Below are 17576 nucleotides of genomic sequence, written 5' to 3' on the forward strand. Positions count from 1 at the left end.
GGCCGGGGGAAGATCCCCGGCCGGCCGTCGCCGTGTGTGCCGCGTCAGGCGCCGATGCTGTCCTTCTCGGCGCTGTCGGCGTCGGCCACGCTCTCGGCGGCTTCCCGCTGCGCCTGCTTCTTGGAGGCGATCAGGCTGGTGATCGTGGTGATCACCAGGACACCGCCGATGACCGCGAGCGAGAACCCGATGGAGATCTCCGGGACGTGCACCCCGGACTCGTGCAGGGCGTGCAGCACGAGCTTCACGCCGATGAAGCCGAGGATCACCGACAGGCCGTAGCTGAGGTGGACCAGCTTCTTGAGCAGGCCGCCGATCAGGAAGTACAGCTGGCGCAGACCCATGAGCGCGAAGGCGTTGGCGGTGAAGACGATGTACGGGTCCTGGGTGAGGCCGAAGATCGCCGGGATCGAGTCGAGGGCGAAGAGGATGTCGGTGGTGCCGATGGCGAGCATGACGATCATGAGCGGGGTCATGATCCGCTTGCCGTTGTTCCGGATGAACAGCTTGGTGCCGTGGTACCGGTCGGCGACGCCGAACTTCTTCTCGACGCTCTTGAGAAGACGGTTCTCCTCCCACTCGTCCTCCTCCTCATCGGCGCGCGCCTCCTGGATGAGCTTCCAGGCGGTGTAGATCAGGAACGCGCCGAAGATGTAGAAGACCCAGGAGAAGTTCGCGATGACCGCGGCGCCCGCGACGATGAAGATCGTGCGGAGGACCAGGGCGATCACCACACCCACGAGCAGCACGCGCTGCTGGAGGTGGGAGGGGACCGAGAACTTCGCCATGATCAGGATGAAGACGAAGAGGTTGTCGACACTGAGCGACTTCTCGGTGACGTAGCCGGCGAAGAACTCCCCGGCCGCCTGGCTGTTGCCGAACACGAGCAGGCCGACTCCGAAGAGCACGGCGAGCACGACCCAGACGATCGTCCAGATTCCGGCTTCCTTGACCGAGACGTCATGGGGCTTCCGCCCGATGAAGAAGTCGGCTCCGATGAGGGCGACCAGACCGAGAATGGTCAGCACCCACAGGGTCATTGAAACGTCCACTGCGCCTCCGGCGTCGTACGGCTACTTGATCAGCGTCGTCGCTGCCGGAGGTCTCTTCCACCCGGGCGACGGACGAGGGCCGCCGGGCCGACGCCCCGGGATCAGATCCATGAGGATCCGTCCGTATTGACGGGTACGCCGCGCAATGGGGAGTACTCCCCTCCGCACCAAGAAGACTACCCGAAAGACCAAGAGAAGGTAAAGGGCAGGGTAAAGGGCCACCAAAAGCGCAGCTCAGAGCCGCTTTGCCTGCCGGGCCGCCACGACCTGACCCAGAACCTGCCGGAGGACTCCGCTGCCCGGCGGAAGCATCGGAGGCTCGTACGCCCAGGCATGGCCGACCCAGGGATCGGCGAGGTGGTCGTCGGGTACGGGGGTGAGCCGCAGCAGCGACCGCCACAGAGGATCGAGCAGCGGCCCGTACGCGGCGGCGTCCTCCCGGTCCGCGACCATCAGCAGATGGACGCCGACCGAAGGCCCCTCGTCGGCGAGGTACCGGAGCCGGGTGACCGCCCGGTCGTCGAAGCCGTGCGGGAAGTCGTGCACCAGGAGGAGCTGCCGTGCCGTGTCCAGACCCGGCGGCAGGGCGTCGTGGGCGCCGCCCCGCAGCGCCATCTGCAGCAGGTCGACCCGCTCGGTGAGCTGCTCCAGGACCGCCGACACCCCGGCCGCGCCCCGGGCCGGCGGGGCCGCGAGGACACCCTGGTCCACCAGCGGCGCGAGCGCGGCGGCGCCCGCACCCGCCGCGTCGACGACATGGACGGCGAACTGCCCAGCCGGATGCGCCGCGAGCAGGCGGGCCGTGTGCGCGACGGCGCTGTCCAGGGCGAGCCGGCGCAGCTCGGTCTCGTCGAGGAGCCCGGCCGCCTCGGAGCGGCCCCGGCCGCTGTCCACCCAGAGCCCTCGCTCCAGCGGCAGCCGGACGAGCATGGGGATCCGCAGATCCGCCCGCTCGGGGAGGTGGAGGTCGCCGAGGCGGACGGCCATCGGCTCCCCCGGCGGGACGCGGTAGGCGTGCCAGACGGGGTTGTCCCAGCGGGCGAAGGCGGCGGGCAGGGCCGGTTCGACGACCTCGGACTCGGCGGCGAGCTGGGCGAGGTCCCGGTCCAGGACCGCCTGGGCCCGCTCCACCAGCTCGTCGTGCCGGGCGCGGGCGGCGGCCCGCGCCGCGTCGTTCGCGCCCCCGACCCGGGAGCGGTAGTCCGAGAGCGTCTGGTCGAGCTCCCGGTCCAACCGGGACTCCGCGAAGTCGCAGGCGCTGCGGTAGGCGGCGGCCGTACGGGCCAGGTCCTCGAACATGCCCCACACCTGGTTGTACAGCCGCTCGTCCATGGACCAGCCCGAGGCGTCCCCGGCGACCGGCACGGGCGGTTCCTGCCGGGGCTCGGGGGCGGGGGCGGCGGCCGCCCGGCGGCGGGGGTGCGCGTAGTCGATGGGGCCGCCGGTGTGCGTGCCGGCCGAGGGCACGGCACCGGCCGTGCCCGTCGCGGGGGCGGACGTGGCGGCGCCGGTCACGGTGGGTGGCGTGGTGTCCGTCGCGGAGGTGGGTGTGGCGGTGCCCGACGCGGGCGTCGGTGCGGTGGTGCCCGTCGCGGCGGCCGGGGACGTCTGGACGGCCTGCGCGGCGGCCGGGTCCGGGGTCGTCACCGGCGCCGCGTGCCGTACGCGCTCCGTGTCGGGGACGCGCCGCGGCGGGGTGGCTACCGGGGCGACCGTCGCCAGGATCGAGGCGGCCAGATCGGCGGGGCGCTCCAGGCCCTGGTCGCCGAGGAGGGCGGCGAGACCGCCCTCGTACCCCTGGCCCATGGCCCGGACCTTCCAGGCGCCCTGGCGCCGGTACAGCTCCAGGGCCACGACGGCGGACTCGGTGTCGAGGCCGGTGATCGTGTAGCTGGCGATCTCGGCGCCGTCGAGACCGGAGACGGTGACGAACGGGGCCGCGACGGCCCCGAAACGGGCGGCCCCGCCGTCACGCGGTCCGGGCAGCGCCAGAAGGACGGAGACGCGGTGGACGGCCCCGGGGACCGCTTCCAGGTCGATGGTCAGGCGATGGTCGGCGGCGGCCTGCCCTGGGACCTCGACGCCGTGCAGGGAGGGCACGCCGGGGTGCGCGATCCACTCGGCGCCCGGCACTCTGCCCTGCTCGTCGCCGAGGCTGGCTCCGGCGAGGACGGGGTGACCGGCCGACACCCGGATCTCGAGGCGGGTGTCGGGCAGGGGGTGGTTCTGCCCCCGGACCAGCTCGGCCGTCATCGACTCTGTCCCCTCAGCGTTTCCGGGCTCGGTTGAAGCGCATCGTGTGGTTCATGCGGGACAGCTCCCGGTGGCTGCCGCCGCCGGGAGCTGTGGTGCGGCCGCGCGGGCCGCGCTGGCCGCCTACAGGTGGGGCAGGATCGACGGCATGAGGTCCTGGAAGGTGCGCCCGTTGGCCGGGTTGCCCAGGGCGGTCATCTGCCAGCCGGTGCCGACCCGGTGGACCTTCGCCATGATCTGCGCGGTGTAGTTGCCGCCGCCGTCGAGGGTGTAGCGCGCGAGCTCCTGACCGTTCGTCTCGTCGACGATCCGGCAGAACGCGTTCTGCACCTCCTGGAACGTCTGACCGGTGAAGGAGTTCACCGTGAAGACGACCGTGTCGATGTGGACGGGGACCCGCTGGAGGTCGACGAGGATCGCCTCGTCGTCCCCGCCCTGACCGGCGCCGCCGACGAGGTTGTCACCGGTGTGCTTGACCGAGCCGTCGTCGCTGACGAGGTGGCGGAAGAAGACCACGTCGACCGGCTGCTTGTCCGCGAAGAGGACGGCCGAGGCGTCCAGGTCGATCTCCTGCGTGCGCTTGCCGAAGAGACCGCGGCGCGGCGCGGCCTGCCAGCCGAGGCCCATCCGCACCTGGGTGAGACTGCCCCCGCCCTGCTTCTCCAGGCTGATGGCCTGACCCTTGGTCATGTTGACCGACACGCGTCTGCCCCTCTCGTTAGCGTTCCCCGCGCCCGCTGATCCGGTGCGTGCGGTTGTCCGTCACCCTACGCAGCGCCACTGACACCGAGGAGGCGCGGTCCGGTTTTGTGTCGGTCTTGCAACACACCGGGCCGCGTCCGGTCAGGCGAGTCCCGCCTCCTTCATCTGGCGCAACTCCTTCTTCAGCTCTCCCACTTCGTCGCGGAGCCGGGCCGCCACCTCGAACTGCAGCTCGGCGGCGGCCGCGCGCATCCGGTCGGTCATCTCCTCGATGATCGCGGCCAGTTCGGTCGCGGGCCGGTCGCCGAGCTCCACGGTGGATCCGGCCTTGCCCCTGCCCTTGACGCCGTGCGCGGCGAGCGCGGGGACGGGAGCCTTGGCACCCTTGCCCTCCTTCGCCTGGCGGTAGCCGGTGCCGAGCAGCTCCTCGGTGTCGATCTCCTCGCGTGCGATGGTCGCGACGATGTCGTTGATCTTCTTGCGGAGCGGCTGCGGGTCGATGCCGTGCTCCGTGTTGTACGCGATCTGCTTCTCACGGCGCCGGTTGGTCTCGTCGATGGCCTGCTCCATCGCCGGGGTGATCCGGTCCGCGTACATGTGGACCTGTCCCGAGACGTTCCGGGCGGCGCGGCCGATCGTCTGGATCAGGGAGGTGCCGGACCGCAGGAAGCCCTGCTTGTCGGCGTCGAGGATGGCCACGAGGGAGACCTCGGGAAGGTCGAGGCCCTCGCGGAGCAGGTTGATGCCGACCAGGACGTCATAGTCGCCGGCGCGCAGCTCGCGGAGGAGCTCGATACGGCGCAGGGTGTCGACGTCGCTGTGCAGATAGCGCACCTGGATGCCGAGCTCCAGGAAGTAGTCGGTGAGGTCCTCGGCCATCTTCTTGGTGAGGGTGGTGACGAGGACCCGCTCGTCGCGCTCGGTGCGCAGCCGGATCTCGTGGACCAGGTCGTCGATCTGGCCCTCGGTGGGCTTGACGACGACCTCGGGGTCGACGAGGCCGGTGGGACGGATGATCTGCTCGACGAAGCCGTCGCCCCGCGAGAGCTCGTACGTCCCGGGGGTCGCGGAGAGGTAGACGGTCTGGCCGATCCGCTGCTGGAACTCCTCCCACTTCAGCGGGCGGTTGTCGAGGGCGGACGGGAGCCGGAAGCCATGGTCGACGAGCGTCCGCTTGCGGGAGGCGTCGCCCTCGTACATGGCGCCGATCTGCGGCACGGTGACGTGCGACTCGTCGATGACGAGCAGGAAGTCCTCGGGGAAGTAGTCGAGGAGGGTGTTGGGCGCGGAGCCGGGCTCGCGTCCGTCGAAGTGCATCGAGTAGTTCTCGATGCCGGAGCAGGAGCCGATCTGGCGCATCATCTCGAGGTCGTAGGTGGTCCGCATGCGCAGCCGCTGCGACTCCAGGTGCTTGCCCTGCTTGTCGAGCTCGGCGAGCCGGCCCTCCAGCTCCCGCTCGATGTCGTTGACCGCGCGCTCCATGCGCTCGGGGCCCGCGACGTAGTGGCTGGCGGGGAACACGTACAGCTCACGGTCCTCGCTGATGACCTCGCCGGTGAGCGGGTGGAGGGTGGAGAGGGCCTCGATCTCGTCGCCGAACATCTCGATGCGGACGGCGAGCTCCTCGTACACCGGGAAGATCTCGATGGTGTCGCCGCGGACGCGGAAGGTGCCGCGGGTGAACGCCAGGTCGTTCCGCGTGTACTGGATGTCGACGAAGCGGCGGAGCAGCTGGTCGCGGTCGAGCTCCTCGCCGACCTTCAGCGGGACCATCCGGTCCACGTACTCCTGGGGTGTGCCGAGGCCGTAGATGCAGGAGACGGAGGCGACCACGATGACGTCCCTGCGGGTGAGCAGGGAGTTCGTCGCGGAGTGGCGGAGCCGCTCCACCTCCTCGTTGATGGAGGAGTCCTTCTCGATGTACGTGTCCGACTGCGGCACGTACGCCTCGGGCTGGTAGTAGTCGTAGTACGAGACGAAGTACTCCACCGCGTTGTTCGGCAGGAGCTCGCGGAACTCGTTCGCCAGCTGGGCGGCCAGCGTCTTGTTCGGCGCCATCACCAGGGTGGGGCGCTGGAGCTTCTCGATCATCCAGGCGGTGGTGGCCGACTTTCCGGTGCCGGTGGCACCGAGGAGCACGACGTCCTTCTCGCCCGCGCGGATACGCCGCTCCAGGTCGGCGATGGCCGCCGGCTGGTCGCCGCTGGGCTTGTAGTCACTGACGACCTCGAAGGGCGCCACCGAACGTTCGATCTTGGAAACGGGCCGCATGCAACCACCGTACGACCCGGCACTGACACTCGGGCGGTGATCACCAGTCCTGGGAGCGGTGGCCGCCCCTGGCGGCGGTCCCGCGGGCGGCGCGGCCGGGGGGCCGGGAGGTCCAGTTGGCGGGCTCGCCGTAGGACGGGACGTGGCGGGGCGCGGGCACGCCGGGGCGGTGCGGGGTCCGGGCCGCGGGGCCCCGCCAGTCCGGATCGCCCATCACGAGCAGCGGGTCGAACATGACGACGACGGCGGCGAGGATGAGGAAGACCGCCGGACCGATCAGCATCGGCAGCAGCAGCGAGGTGGCGTCGTCGCCGGTGCCGGTCGTCGGCTCGGTGCCGTGCAGATGGACGCTGACCGCCGACATGGCGGTGTAGTGCATACCACTGACGGCGACGCCCATCACCAGGCTCGCACCCAGACTGGCCAGAAACCCATGGACGGAGACGGCCGCCCAGAGGGCCGCGGTGGCGGCCACGACGGCGATGACCACGGAGAGCGCGACGGTGAGCGTGTCGTATTCGATACGCCCCTGGAGGCGCATACCGGCCATTCCCAGGTAGTGCATGGTGGCCACGCCCAGACCGGTGATGGTGCCGCCGGTGACCAGGGTGAGCGCGGTGGCTCCGCGGTATCCGACGATGAAGATGCCGATCCCGACCATGACGACGGCGACGCCGAGGCTGGCGAAGGTGATGGGCCGGTCGTACTGGATGGAGGCCTGGTGGACGGAGAAGCCCATCATGGCGATGAAGTGCATGGTCCAGATGCCGGTGCCGATCGAGGTGGCGCCGAGGGCGAGCCAGCCCGCCTTGAAGCTGTCGCGGTGGCGGAGCGATCTCGTCGTGCACCGGAGGCCGAGGGCGCCGCCCAGGCACGCCATGAGAAAGGCGGCCACCGGCGTGACGAGGCCGTAGCTGAATCCGTCGACCGTGCCCTGCATGAGCGTGTGCCCTCCACCCCTGGTGCAACGTCGTCCGAAAACAGTCGGTACCGCTGGGTACTGCTACCGGGGCGAGATTATGGCGCGCGGGGGGCTTCGCGAGCACGCGACCGGGGAATTGCTGTTCGTGAGACCGGAGCGAGACCAGTCCGTGATCTTGCCGGGCTCCGTGATCTCGCCGACCACGGTGATCGAGCCGAGCTCGACGAGTTCCCCGTCCCGGTCCCGCTGTCAGTGGCGGGTCGTACCGTGGGCGGCATGGACATCGAAGCGGGGCCGACGGGCGGCGAGCGGGCCGTCCCGGCGGAGTGGACGGTCATGGAGAGCGCCATCGGGCCGCTCTTCCTCGCCGCGACCGCGCGCGGGCTCGTGCGGGTCGAGTTCCACGCCGACGCGGCGCGCCGGGAGCGGATGCTCGCCCGGCTCGCGGGGCAGCTCGGCGCGGAGCCGGTGGAGCGCGCCTCGGGACTGCTCGCGGGCGCGATACGTCGTCTCGACCGGTACTTCGCGGGCGAGCCCGGCGATGTCGGACTGCCTCTGGACTGGAGCCTGACGGCCGGGTTCAACCGGCAGGTGCTGCGCGAGCTGGCGGTCGGCGTGCCGTACGGCACGACCGTGGGGTACGGGGAGCTGGCGCGGCGCGTGGGGCAGCCGGGCGCGGCGCAGGCGGTCGGGGCCGCGATGGGTTCCAATCCGCTGCCGGTGGTGGTGCCGTGCCACCGGGTGGTGGAGAGCGACGGCGGGCTCGGGGGCTTCGGAGGCGGTCTGGAGACCAAGCGGCGGTTGCTGGCCCTTGAGGGCGTGCTGCCCGCACCGCTGTTCTGAGCGGAGCTGGTCGTTCCGCCGAGCCGGGTGGGGGCGTTCCCCTGGGGTGGGGCGGCTGGCACACTCATGTCAGTGACCAACACCCCCGACGCCCCTGACACCACCCTCTCCGGGCATCTGTCCGTCACCGTCGCCGCGCTGCCCGCGCTCCGCCGGCGGATCCAGGCCGTGCTCATCGCCACCCAGATCCTCGGAGGCCTCGGCATCGCCACCGGCGTCGCGCTGTCCGCCGTCCTCGCCAGGGACGTCAGCGGCTCCGAGGCCCTGTCCGGTCTGGCGTCGACGGCGACGGTGGCGGGTCCCGCGCTGCTCGCCATGCCGCTGGCCGCCCTGATGGCCTCGCGGGGACGCCGGGCCGGGCTCGTCCTCGCGTACCTGATCGGAGCCCTCGGGGCCGGGGTGGCGGTACTCGGGGCGGTCGTCGCGAGCTTCCCCCTGCTGCTCGTCGGACTCGTCGGCTTCGGCGCGGGGTCATCGGCGAACCTGGCCGCCCGCTTCGCCGCCGCCGACCTGGCCGAACCGGACCGCAGGGCACGGGCCATCTCCACGGTCGTGTGGGCGACCACCATCGGGGCGGTGCTCGGGCCGAACATCGCCGCGCCGGCCGGCGAGAGCGTCTCGGGCCTCGGGATACCGGCCGCCGCCGGCCCCTTCGTCTGGGCCGCCGGCGTCTTCGTGATCGCCGCGGCCGTGGTGGCGCTGCTGCTCCGCCCCGACCCGCTCCTCGCCGCCCGCGCGCTGACCGAGGCCGGGGCCGGCGAGGCGGCGGAGGAGCGTTCGCTGCGCGCCGGGATGCGGGCGGTACGGGAGTCCCCGCGGGCCCGCCTCGCCCTCGTCACCGTCGCCGGTTCGCACACCGCGATGGTGTCGATCATGTCGATGACTCCGGTGGCGCTCACCCACCACGGCGCGGACATCCAGCTGGTCGGGCTCGTGATCAGCGGGCACATCGCGGGCATGTACGCCTTCTCGCCCCTGATGGGCTGGCTGTCCGACCGGCTGGGAAGGCTGTCGGTGATCGGGCTCGCGGTCGGGCTGATCGGGGTGGCGGCGCTCGTCGCGGGCACGGCGGGACCGAGTCACGGCAGGACCGCCCTCGGCCTCTTCGTCCTCGGCCTGGGCTGGTCGGCCGGTCTGGTGTCCGGCTCGGCGCTGCTCACGGACTCGGTGCCGACCGCCGCGCGGGCGGCGGTCCAGGGGCTCTCCGACTTCATCATGAACACCGCCGCCGGACTCGGCGGCCTCGCGGCGGGCCTGATCGTCGCGAAGGCGGGCTACGGGCCGCTGAACGCGATCGCCGCGTGTCTGCTGCTGCCGATGGCGGCGCTCGCGCTCCGCGGCTCGTTCCGGAAGGACTGATCCCGGGTCAGCGCGGCACCGTCGGCGAGGACGCCGCGCGCGCCAGTCGGCGCGGGGCTCCCGTGCCGTCGGCGGGCACCGTCCAGACCTCTCCCCCGTATCCGTACGCCAGGGTGGCGTGGTCCGTCCACAGCGCCTGGTCGTCGATGCCGCGCCGCTCGGCGACCGCGTGTTCGCGCCCGGTGGCAAGCTCGTACACGTACAGCCGCCACGGCTCGCGCGGCCCGTCGGACACCCGCTTCTTGAAGGCGATCCTGGTGCCGTCCGGGGAGAGCGAAGGGCATTCGACGTTCTCCCGCAGGGCCCGGGCCGACCAGTTCCGCAGGTCCCCCTCGACGAGGTGCGTGCGGCCCGCCGTCGAGACGGTGGCGTAGAAGCGGTTGTCGTCCGCGGCGAAGCTGACGCCCCAGTAGTTGACGTCGGGGGCGTGGTAGCGGCGCCCGCCCAGGGTGAGGGGGATCTGCTCCATGTTCTTGACCAGGTAGCCGGTGCGCAGGTCGAGGATGGACGTGCGGGTGGAGAAGGACGAACGGGCATAGGAGTCACCGGTCGCGAACATCGTCCAGGAGAGCAGGTTCCCCGAGGCGGAGACCCGGGCCCGGCTGGGGATGCCCGGCAGGCCGACGCGGCGCACCTCGCGCAGTCGCCGGTCGAGCACGAGGGCGTACGAGCGGGCCGGCACGCCCGGCCGGCGCTGGAGGCAGAGGGCCGTCCCGCCGGCCGCGTGGAAGCGGTCGCAGGAGGGGCCGCCCACGACCCGCCCGCCGGGTGCGGACGGATCCAGGCGGGCGACGCGGCCGCTCGCGGTGTCACGGACGTGGAGGGCGTCGGCGCCGCCGTCGAGGGTGAAGCCGGGGTCCGCGGTGCCCGTGGCCGCGGCCTCACGGCCCGAGGCCGCCCGCAGGGTGTAGGCGGTGGCTCCGCCCCCGAGCAGCAGGAGGGCGAGTACGAGGATCCACGCGCGCGCGTGGATGGACGGGCGGGCGCCGGTCAGGGCAGGCATGGGTCAGTCGGTCCTCTCGGAGGGCTAGGGGGTGTCTTGTCGATCAGGCCGGACGCCGCGAGCCCGGCCTGATCGACGAGACACCCCCTAGGGGGCATCGGCCGGTGGCCGCGGGGCGTCCCGCTCCGGTGCGGTGGCGGGCAGCAGGCGGGCGGCGCAGACGAGAGCCGCCGTGAGGGCGAGGAGAGCCGCGACGAGGGCGGCCTCCGGTCCTGCCGCGGTCCAGACGGCGCCGAAGGCGACGGCGGCTCCCAGCCGGGCGAGCGCCTGGGCGGTCTGGACGAGCGCGAGGCCGCCCGCCTGCCGTCCCTCGGTCAGGAAGGGGCCGGTCAGGGCCATCAGGACGCCGTCGGTGGCGGCGTAGAAGACCCCGAGCAGGGCGAGGACGCCCAGGAGGACCGCCGCGTCGGGCAGCGGGGTCAGGAGCAGTCCGTAGGCGAGGAGCAGGGCCCCGTGCCCGTACAGGAGGGGTCCTCGCCGCCCGATCCGGTCGGCGAGGCGTCCGGCGGGGACGGCGAGCAGGAGGTAGACGGCGGCGGCGCCGAGCGGCAGGAACGGGAACCAGGTCGCGTCGAACTCCAGCCGCCGCTGGAGCAGCAGATAGAGGAACGAGTCGCCGACGGTGGCGGCACCGAGGAGACCGGCGCAGAGCACGATCCGCCGGTAGCCGGGCGAGCGCAGTCCGGCGAGGAGCCCGCCACGCGCGCGTGGCGCCGCCGGCCCGGCCGGCCTCGGCGCCGCCTCCCGCGCCCGCCCGGGGACGAGCAGCACCCAGAGGAGGACGCCGAACGCTCCGACGCAGAAGCTGACGGCGAAGACGGCGTCGTACGCGTCTGCCGTCGCCCACAGCAGGGCGAAGGCGGCCAGGGGGCCGAGGAGGGCGCCGGTGGTGTCCATGGCGCGGTGGGTTCCGAAGGCGCGCCCCAGATCATCGGGTGGGCTGTGCAGGGTGATCAGGGCGTCGCGCGGGGCGGTGCGGACGCCCTTGCCGAGCCGGTCGGCGGCGATGGCGGTGGCGATCCAACCGGTCGCGCCGCCCGCGAGGAGGAGGCCGAGCCGGGAGCAGGCGGAGAGGGCGTAGCCGAGTCCGCCGACCTGCTTGTGTCGTCCGCCGCGGTCGGCGGCGGTGCCGCCGAGGAGCCGTACGAGCGCGGTGGCACCCGTGGAGAGGCCGTCGAGCAGCCCGAACTGGAGCGGGGAGAGACCGAGTCCGAGGACCAGGTAGAGCGGCAGGACCGCGGTCACCATCTCCGAGGAGACGTCGGTGACCAGGCTGACCGCGCCGAGGGCGAGGACGGTGCCGGGGACGCGCCGCCGGACCCCCGAGGGGGCGGGCGGCGCGTCGCGGCGACCGGTGGTCGCGAGGTACATCAGTGGCAGGTGTAGGTCGGGCCGGAGTCCTTCACCAGGTTGTCGGTGCCGACGTACTGCCAGGTGTAGGTGGTGTCGGTGAGGTCGAGCTTCAGCACGCCGTACGTTCCGCTGATCCGCTTCTGGCTGTGGGGCTGGACCGTCTCGATGTCGTACGGCTCGGCGCCGCCCATGCCGCCGACGATCTCGACGATGCCGTCGGCCGCGGCCTGCCCGCTCGCGTTCTGCGGGGCGAACCGCTCGTAGTGATGGTCGTGGCCGTTGAGCACCAGGTCGGCCTTGGCCGCGTAGAGGATCTGCCAGACGGGCTTGGAGACGGGGTCGTTGCCGTGGCCGCCCGAGGAGTACAGCGGGTGGTGGAAGTAGGCGGCGACGCAGCCCTTGGTGTTCCGCGCGAGGTCGTCCTTGAGCCACTGGATCTGCGCGGAGTCGTCGAAGGAGTTGGAGTCGAGGGCGATGAAGTGCCAGTTGCCCTGGTCGTAGCTGTAGTACGGCTTGCCCTGCGGGTAGGCGATGGAGCCGAAGTACGACTTGTAGCCGGCGAACGCGCCCGCGGGGTCGTAGGACTCGTGGTTGCCCGGCACGGGCCGGGTCTTCGCCTTGAAGGCTCCCCACGTCTTGTCGTAGTAGTTGCGGAAGTCGGAGAGCCGGGCGTCGTCGTACTGGTTGTCACCCATCGTCAGGTAGAAGGACGGCGCGATCCGCTGGGCGAGGGCGGCGGTCTTCGGGTGGGCGCAGGAGCTGCTGGATGCCGTGCACTGGGCGGCGATGTCGCCGGCCGCGACGACGGTGAAGGCGCCGGTGGGCGGGGGTGTGGTGCCGGCGGTGCCGTAGACCTCTACCGTGTAGAGCGAGTAGCCGTACGGGGTGCCGCGCGCCGTCCCGTACACACGCAGGTAGCGGCCGGTCCCGGTGAGGCCGGTCCAGTCGTCCGTGCCGCCGTTGCCCGCCGTCTCGGTGGCGAGGCCGGTCCAGGTGGTGCCGTCGGCGGAGATCTCGACGCGGTACGCCTTGGCGTGGGCGACCTCCCAGACGAGCTTGACGCGGGAGACGGTGGCGGAGGGGCCGAGGTCGACCCGGATCCACTGCGGGTCGATGCCTTCGGCGCTGGCCCAGCGAGTGGTGGAGACGCCGTCGAAGGCCTTCTCCGGGCCGAACGTGCTGTCCTCGACGGAGGAGGACGTGGCCGGCCGGCCCTGGGAGATGAGGACGTCGGCGGCGGCTCCGGCCCGGTCCGGGAGGGCGAGCAGGAGTCCGCCGACGAGCATCAGGACGGCGGTGAGGACGAGGGGCAGTCGGTTGGGGGCGGTGGGGCGGGGTGGGGCGGAGGCGTTCAGGCGCATACCTGGCTCCCTGGCCTGTGGGGTGGCGAGAGCTGGACACCGGTGCGGCGCACCACGGACCGGCCGCACGGCGCGGACGGGCGCCTGTGCCGCGGGATGCGGACGCGGGCGGCCGGCCGGGTGGCGATGCGGGGCGCCACGCGGCGGGGTGGTGCTCGGCGGCCGGGTCAGAGCTCTCACTGAGCGCGTCACGCCCTGGGGACGGGTCGCCGCGCCAAGCCGCTGCCGGGGATGCTAGCCGATAGGAAGGTTTCCTACCAGACCTTCGACCATCCATGAATCCGGCGCCGACCATCCGTGGATCCGGGGGGCAGCCACCCACGGGTTCGGGGCCAACCACCCACGGATCCTGGGCACTTCGGAGCCCCCGCCAGGCGATCTCCCGGCCTCAGAGGCTGATGTGGTACGCCTTGCGCAGGGTCTCGTGCACGGTCCAGGTCGTCCGGTCGCCCTCGCGCAGCACGCAGGCGTCACCGGGCCCGATCTCCAGGGTCTCCCCGCCCTCGACGGCGACGGTCGCCCGGCCGGAGACCACCACGAAGAGCTCGTTGGCCTCGGTGTCGGTGACGACGCCGGGCGTGATCTGCCAGATGCCGCGCAGCTGCTTGCCGTCGGCCGACTCCCACAGCACCTTGCCCGTCACCTCGGGTGTGCCGGAGACGATCTGGCCGGGATCGAGTGGCTCCGCCTCGAGCTCCGCGTCGGGGATGTGCACGGCGAAGGAGGGCTGGTCATGTGTCGTCATGGGCGGTGACTGTAGCGGGGGTCCAGGGCCGCCCCGAGGCCGGGACCGGATGGACGACAGCCCTCCGCTTGGGCTCTCACCAGGCACGATGCCCGCATCCCGGGAAGACGACGGAATCCGTACCCGCGCCTCGGCGCGGCATCCGGCGGGTGGGCCGCCCGGCTGGGGCGACCGCGCCGGCCCCCGTGACGGATTCCGAAGGCACCGTCGCCCGAGTGGCCGGTGGGCGCCACCGAGGTTTGCGGGGCGCGCGGTCGCGCCAGGAATGGGACATGTCCATACAGGTGTCCGAAGAGGTACGGGAGGCGCTCCACGAGGGGCGTCCGGTCGTCGCGCTGGAATCGACGATCATCGCCCACGGCCTGCCGCGCCCGCGCAACCTGGCCGTGGCCCTGGAACTGGAGGGGCTGGTACGCGCAGGGGGCGCCGTCCCCGCCACCATCGCCGTGGTCGACGGCACGGCCAGGGTCGGCCTCGACCGGGCGGCGCTGACCCGGATCGCCGAGGACCCCGCGGTGCGCAAGCTCGGACACCGCGACCTTGCTCCGGCCCTCGCGACCGACGCGACCGGGGCGACGACGGTCTCGGCGACGGCCCGGCTCGCCGACGCGGCCGGCATACGGGTGTTCGCGACCGGCGGCCTCGGCGGCGTGCACCGCGAGTGGACCGAGACCCAGGACGAGTCCGCCGACCTGCGGCTGCTCGCCCGGGTCGGGATCACCGTCGTGTGCGCCGGGGTCAAGTCGATCCTCGACGTGCCCGCGACGCTCCAGCGCCTGGAGACCCTGGGGGTGACGGTCGTCGGATACGGCACGGAGCACTTCCCCGGCTTCTATCTCTCCTCATCGGGTGAACCCGTCGACTGGACCCTGCGGACCCCCGAGGAGGTGGCGGGGGTGATACGGGCGCAGGACCGGCTCGGCGAACCGAGGGCGGCGCTCGTCGTCGCCAACCCCGTCCCGGTGACCGAGCAGTTGGATCCCGCGCTCCACGACCGGGTGCTCGCCGGCGGCCTGGCGGCGGCGAAGGAGAAGGGGATCACAGGCCAGGGGGTGACGCCGTTCCTGCTGGAGTATCTGACGGTGCACACGGAGGGTGCGTCCCTGGAGGCCAACCTGGCGGCGGTACGGGGCAATGTGCGGCTCGCGGCGAGAATCGCGGGAGCGTACGGCGCGGGGACGGCACCCGGCACGGGACCGCGCGCCTCGGGGGCGACGGCGCCCGGCGCGGGCGGCCGGTGAGCCGCGCGGCGGGCGCGCTGCTCGTCGTCGGTGACGTGGTCACGGATGTCGTCGCCCGGCACCGGACGCCACTCTCCCCAGCCACGGACACGGCGGCGACGATCCGGACCCTGCCGGGCGGCGCGGGCGCCAACGCGGCCTGCTGGGCGGCGCGTTCCGGGTGCGGAGAGGTGCGGCTGCTCGGCCGGGTGGGCACGGACGCGGCGGCCTGGCACGAGCGGGCGCTGCGGCGCGCGGGCGTGCGCCCCCTGCTCGTTCCGGACACGGAGGCGGCGACGGCCACCGTGATCGCGCTCGTGGACTCCTCGGCGGAGCGCACCTTCCTGACGGACAGCGGCGCCGCCCTGCGCCTCTCCCCAGGCGACTGGTCCCCCGCCCTCCTCGACGGGGTTGCCCGGCTCCATCTCTCCGGCTACCTGTTCTTCGCCGCGCCGAGCCATGAGACGGCCCGGCGGGCGCTGCGGGACGCCCTGGACGCGGGGGTCCCGGTGAGCGTGGACCCGGCGTCGTCGGGGTTCCTGACCGAACTGGGCGTGGACCGGTTCCTGGCGTCGGCGGCGGGCGCCGAGATCCTGCTGCCCAACGCCGACGAGGCCCGGTCGCTCACCGGACGTACCGGCCCGGAGGAGGCGGCCGCGGAGTTGAGCCGTCTCTTCCCTCTGGTCGTGGTCACCCTCGGGGCGGCGGGCGCGCTGGTCGCCGAGGGCGGCGCGGTCACCGCGCGGGTGACGGCGCCGCGGGTGCGGCCGGTGGACTCGACGGGCGCGGGCGACGCGTTCAGCGGGGCGTTCCTGGCCGCCCTGCTGGCGGGCGCGGACGCGGCGAAGGCCGCCGAGGCAGGCTGTCGCGCGGGCGCGGAAGCGGTCGCGGTGGTGGGCGGCCGCCCACCGGACCGGCGCGGCGAGGCCTGACCGAAGCCGTGCCGCTACCGCCCGATCCCCGTCCAGGCCGGGTGGCGGGGGTCGTCGGCGCGTACGACGGCGTCGGCGGCTGCACCGGGGTCGACCTCCGTCTCGTACCGGGCGAAGGCCGGCAGGGTCCAGGCCTCCTCGGTGCGCCGCGCGAGGGCGGCGGCCGAGAGCCTCAGGTGCACGGTGAGGTCGAAGGGGAACCAGTGCCCGAGCAGAAAGGGCCCGTGCACCACGAGGATCCCGCCCGGCGGCAGCGTGACGTACGGGCTGCGGGTCGCGCGGTCCCGCGCCGGGTCCCACAGGTCGGGCAGCACGCGCCCCGTGCCGCCGGGCTCCAGCGGGCCGAACACCTCCCGCCACAGGGCCTTGATGTCGGTCCACCCGTCGTAGTACGCGTCGGGGTCCCGCTTCCCGTACTCGTACCGGAGCGACGCGGGCCGCAGAAAGCCGGCGGTCCCCACGACATGGACGGAGCGCCCGCGCTCCCGCAGCGCCTCGGCGAGCAGCCGGGCGAGGTCGTCACCGAGTGCGGCGGGCGGACCGTCGATGCCGACCTTGACCCAGTCGCCGCCGTCCCCGGGGGTGGCCGCGTCGATGTGCCCGGCGAGTGTCTCCGCCAGCCGCTCCCAGGTGATCGCCTCGTATCGCATCCCACTCATCCTGCCCGCAGACGCACGGGACCGCCGTCGCCGGGACCGCGCGCGAGCGGCCGGGGACGGACTGCGAGCACCGATCGCACCTCACGGCTTGACCTTGTCACTGGCGTCACAGTTCGACCATCGGACTCATGGATACCACCACACCCACCAGAGTCGTTGTCGTCACCGGCGCGGGCACCGGTATCGGCCGGGCCACCGCCCGGGCGTTCGCCGGACAGGGGGCCACGGTCATCGCCGTGGGCCGCAGGAGGGAGCCCCTCCGCGAGACCGCCGACGGGCATCCGCGGATCCGTCCGTGCGTCGCCGACGTCACGGCGGAGGGCGCGGCCGAGGAGATCGTCCGTACCGCCCTGAGCGACCACGGCCGGCTCGACGTGCTCGTCAACAACGCGGGCATCGCCGCGGGCGGTCCGCTGGGCACCCTCGACCGCTCCGTGATCACCCCGCTCCTGGAGACCAACCTCGTCGCCCCGGTCCTGCTCACCCAGACCGCCGTCCCCGCGCTCCGGGAGTCCCGGGGCATCGTCGTGAACGTGACGACGGCGATCGGCCAGCGCGGCTGGCCGTCCAACTCCGTCTATCCGGCGACCAAGAGCGCCCTGGAGACCCTGACCCGGTGCTGGGCGGTGGAACTGGCGCCCGACGGCGTGCGGGTGGTGGCGGTCGCCCCCGGCGCGATCGAGACCCCGATCGGGGACCACATGGGCCTCTCCCCCGAGCAGCTGGAGGCGGTGCGGGCGTGGCAGCTCGCGCACACACCGCTGGGCCGGATCGGCAGGCCCGAGGAGGTCGCCTGGGCGATCACCGCGCTGGCCGCGCCGGAAGCCGCCTTCCTGACCGGCACGGTGCTGCCCGTCGACGGAGGCGCGCTGGTCACGTGATACGACTGTGTGAGGAGGTG

General features: G+C 72.8%; 15 protein-coding genes. 5 read left to right on the plus strand and 10 right to left on the minus strand.

What is annotated here, in order from left to right:
* Nucleotides 1-44: 44 nt before the first annotated feature.
* The 5 genes from ACFVYX_RS20720 to ACFVYX_RS20740 all read right to left on the minus strand — a co-directional run bounded on the left by ACFVYX_RS20720 (nt 45) and on the right by ACFVYX_RS20740 (nt 7218).
* Complete coding sequence (locus tag ACFVYX_RS20720) at nt 45-1052, minus strand: TerC family protein (RefSeq protein WP_389682865.1); 1008 nt, start codon at nt 1050-1052, stop codon at nt 45-47.
* Nucleotides 1053-1286: 234 nt separating this feature from the next.
* Entirely contained in the window at nt 1287-3305 is a 2019-nt protein-coding gene (locus ACFVYX_RS20725; protein ID WP_389682866.1) for a TerD family protein, read from the minus strand.
* Nucleotides 3306-3428: 123 nt separating this feature from the next.
* Nucleotides 3429-4007 (minus strand): TerD family protein, encoded by a 579-nt coding sequence (locus tag ACFVYX_RS20730; protein WP_389682867.1) that lies wholly within the window; start codon nt 4005-4007, stop codon nt 3429-3431.
* A gap of 141 nt (nt 4008-4148) precedes the next feature.
* On the minus strand, nt 4149-6278 hold the full coding sequence (gene uvrB / locus ACFVYX_RS20735) for an excinuclease ABC subunit UvrB (RefSeq protein WP_389682868.1): 2130 nt from the start codon (nt 6276-6278) through the stop codon (nt 4149-4151).
* A 40-nt stretch (nt 6279-6318) separates the two neighbouring features.
* Nucleotides 6319-7218 (minus strand): MHYT domain-containing protein, encoded by a 900-nt coding sequence (locus ACFVYX_RS20740; RefSeq protein ID WP_389682869.1) that lies wholly within the window; start codon nt 7216-7218, stop codon nt 6319-6321.
* A 258-nt stretch (nt 7219-7476) separates the two neighbouring features.
* Here ACFVYX_RS20740 and ACFVYX_RS20745 point away from each other — a divergent pair, with 258 nt between their 5' ends.
* Both ACFVYX_RS20745 and ACFVYX_RS20750 read left to right on the plus strand, forming a co-directional pair.
* Nucleotides 7477-8043, plus strand: a complete 567-nt coding sequence (locus tag ACFVYX_RS20745) for a methylated-DNA--[protein]-cysteine S-methyltransferase (RefSeq protein ID WP_389682870.1) — start codon at nt 7477-7479, stop codon at nt 8041-8043.
* Between the two features lie 66 nt (nt 8044-8109).
* Nucleotides 8110-9402: an MFS transporter gene (locus ACFVYX_RS20750; protein ID WP_389682871.1), complete on the plus strand. Its 1293-nt coding sequence runs from the start codon at nt 8110-8112 to the stop codon at nt 9400-9402.
* A gap of 7 nt (nt 9403-9409) precedes the next feature.
* Here ACFVYX_RS20750 and ACFVYX_RS20755 read toward each other — a convergent pair whose 3' ends face one another.
* The 4 genes from ACFVYX_RS20755 to ACFVYX_RS20770 form a co-directional block, all read right to left on the minus strand.
* The gene (locus ACFVYX_RS20755) at nt 9410-10405 is read right to left on the minus strand and encodes a TolB family protein (RefSeq protein WP_389682872.1); all 996 of its coding nucleotides are present in this window, start codon (nt 10403-10405) and stop codon (nt 9410-9412) included.
* A gap of 87 nt (nt 10406-10492) precedes the next feature.
* Nucleotides 10493-11776 (minus strand): MFS transporter, encoded by a 1284-nt coding sequence (locus ACFVYX_RS20760; RefSeq protein ID WP_389682873.1) that lies wholly within the window; start codon nt 11774-11776, stop codon nt 10493-10495.
* Complete coding sequence (locus ACFVYX_RS20765) at nt 11776-13119, minus strand: discoidin domain-containing protein (RefSeq protein ID WP_389682874.1); 1344 nt, start codon at nt 13117-13119, stop codon at nt 11776-11778. Before ACFVYX_RS20765 ends, ACFVYX_RS20760 begins: the two co-directional genes overlap by 1 nt.
* A gap of 388 nt (nt 13120-13507) precedes the next feature.
* Nucleotides 13508-13864: a cupin domain-containing protein gene (locus ACFVYX_RS20770; protein ID WP_389682875.1), complete on the minus strand. Its 357-nt coding sequence runs from the start codon at nt 13862-13864 to the stop codon at nt 13508-13510.
* 272 nt (nt 13865-14136) lie between these two features.
* Between ACFVYX_RS20770 and ACFVYX_RS20775 the strand changes: the two genes are divergently transcribed.
* Entirely contained in the window at nt 14137-15105 is a 969-nt protein-coding gene (locus ACFVYX_RS20775) for a pseudouridine-5'-phosphate glycosidase (protein WP_389682876.1), read from the plus strand.
* On the plus strand, nt 15102-16016 hold the full coding sequence (locus ACFVYX_RS20780) for a carbohydrate kinase family protein (protein ID WP_389682877.1): 915 nt from the start codon (nt 15102-15104) through the stop codon (nt 16014-16016). Before ACFVYX_RS20775 ends, ACFVYX_RS20780 begins: the two co-directional genes overlap by 4 nt.
* Before the next feature lie 14 nt (nt 16017-16030).
* On the opposite strand, the gene ACFVYX_RS20785 is transcribed toward ACFVYX_RS20780, so the two are convergent.
* Nucleotides 16031-16666: a uridine kinase gene (locus tag ACFVYX_RS20785; protein WP_389682878.1), complete on the minus strand. Its 636-nt coding sequence runs from the start codon at nt 16664-16666 to the stop codon at nt 16031-16033.
* 137 nt (nt 16667-16803) lie between these two features.
* On the opposite strand from ACFVYX_RS20785, the gene ACFVYX_RS20790 reads away from it, so the two are divergent.
* Nucleotides 16804-17556, plus strand: coding sequence for an SDR family NAD(P)-dependent oxidoreductase (locus ACFVYX_RS20790; protein ID WP_389682879.1), 753 nt, complete (start codon nt 16804-16806; stop codon nt 17554-17556).
* The last annotated feature ends 20 nt before the right edge of the window (nt 17557-17576 follow it).

It is taken from the genome of Streptomyces sp. NPDC058326, from assembly GCF_042879855.1.
In the GTDB taxonomy this organism is placed as follows: Bacteria; Actinomycetota; Actinomycetes; order Streptomycetales; family Streptomycetaceae; genus Streptomyces.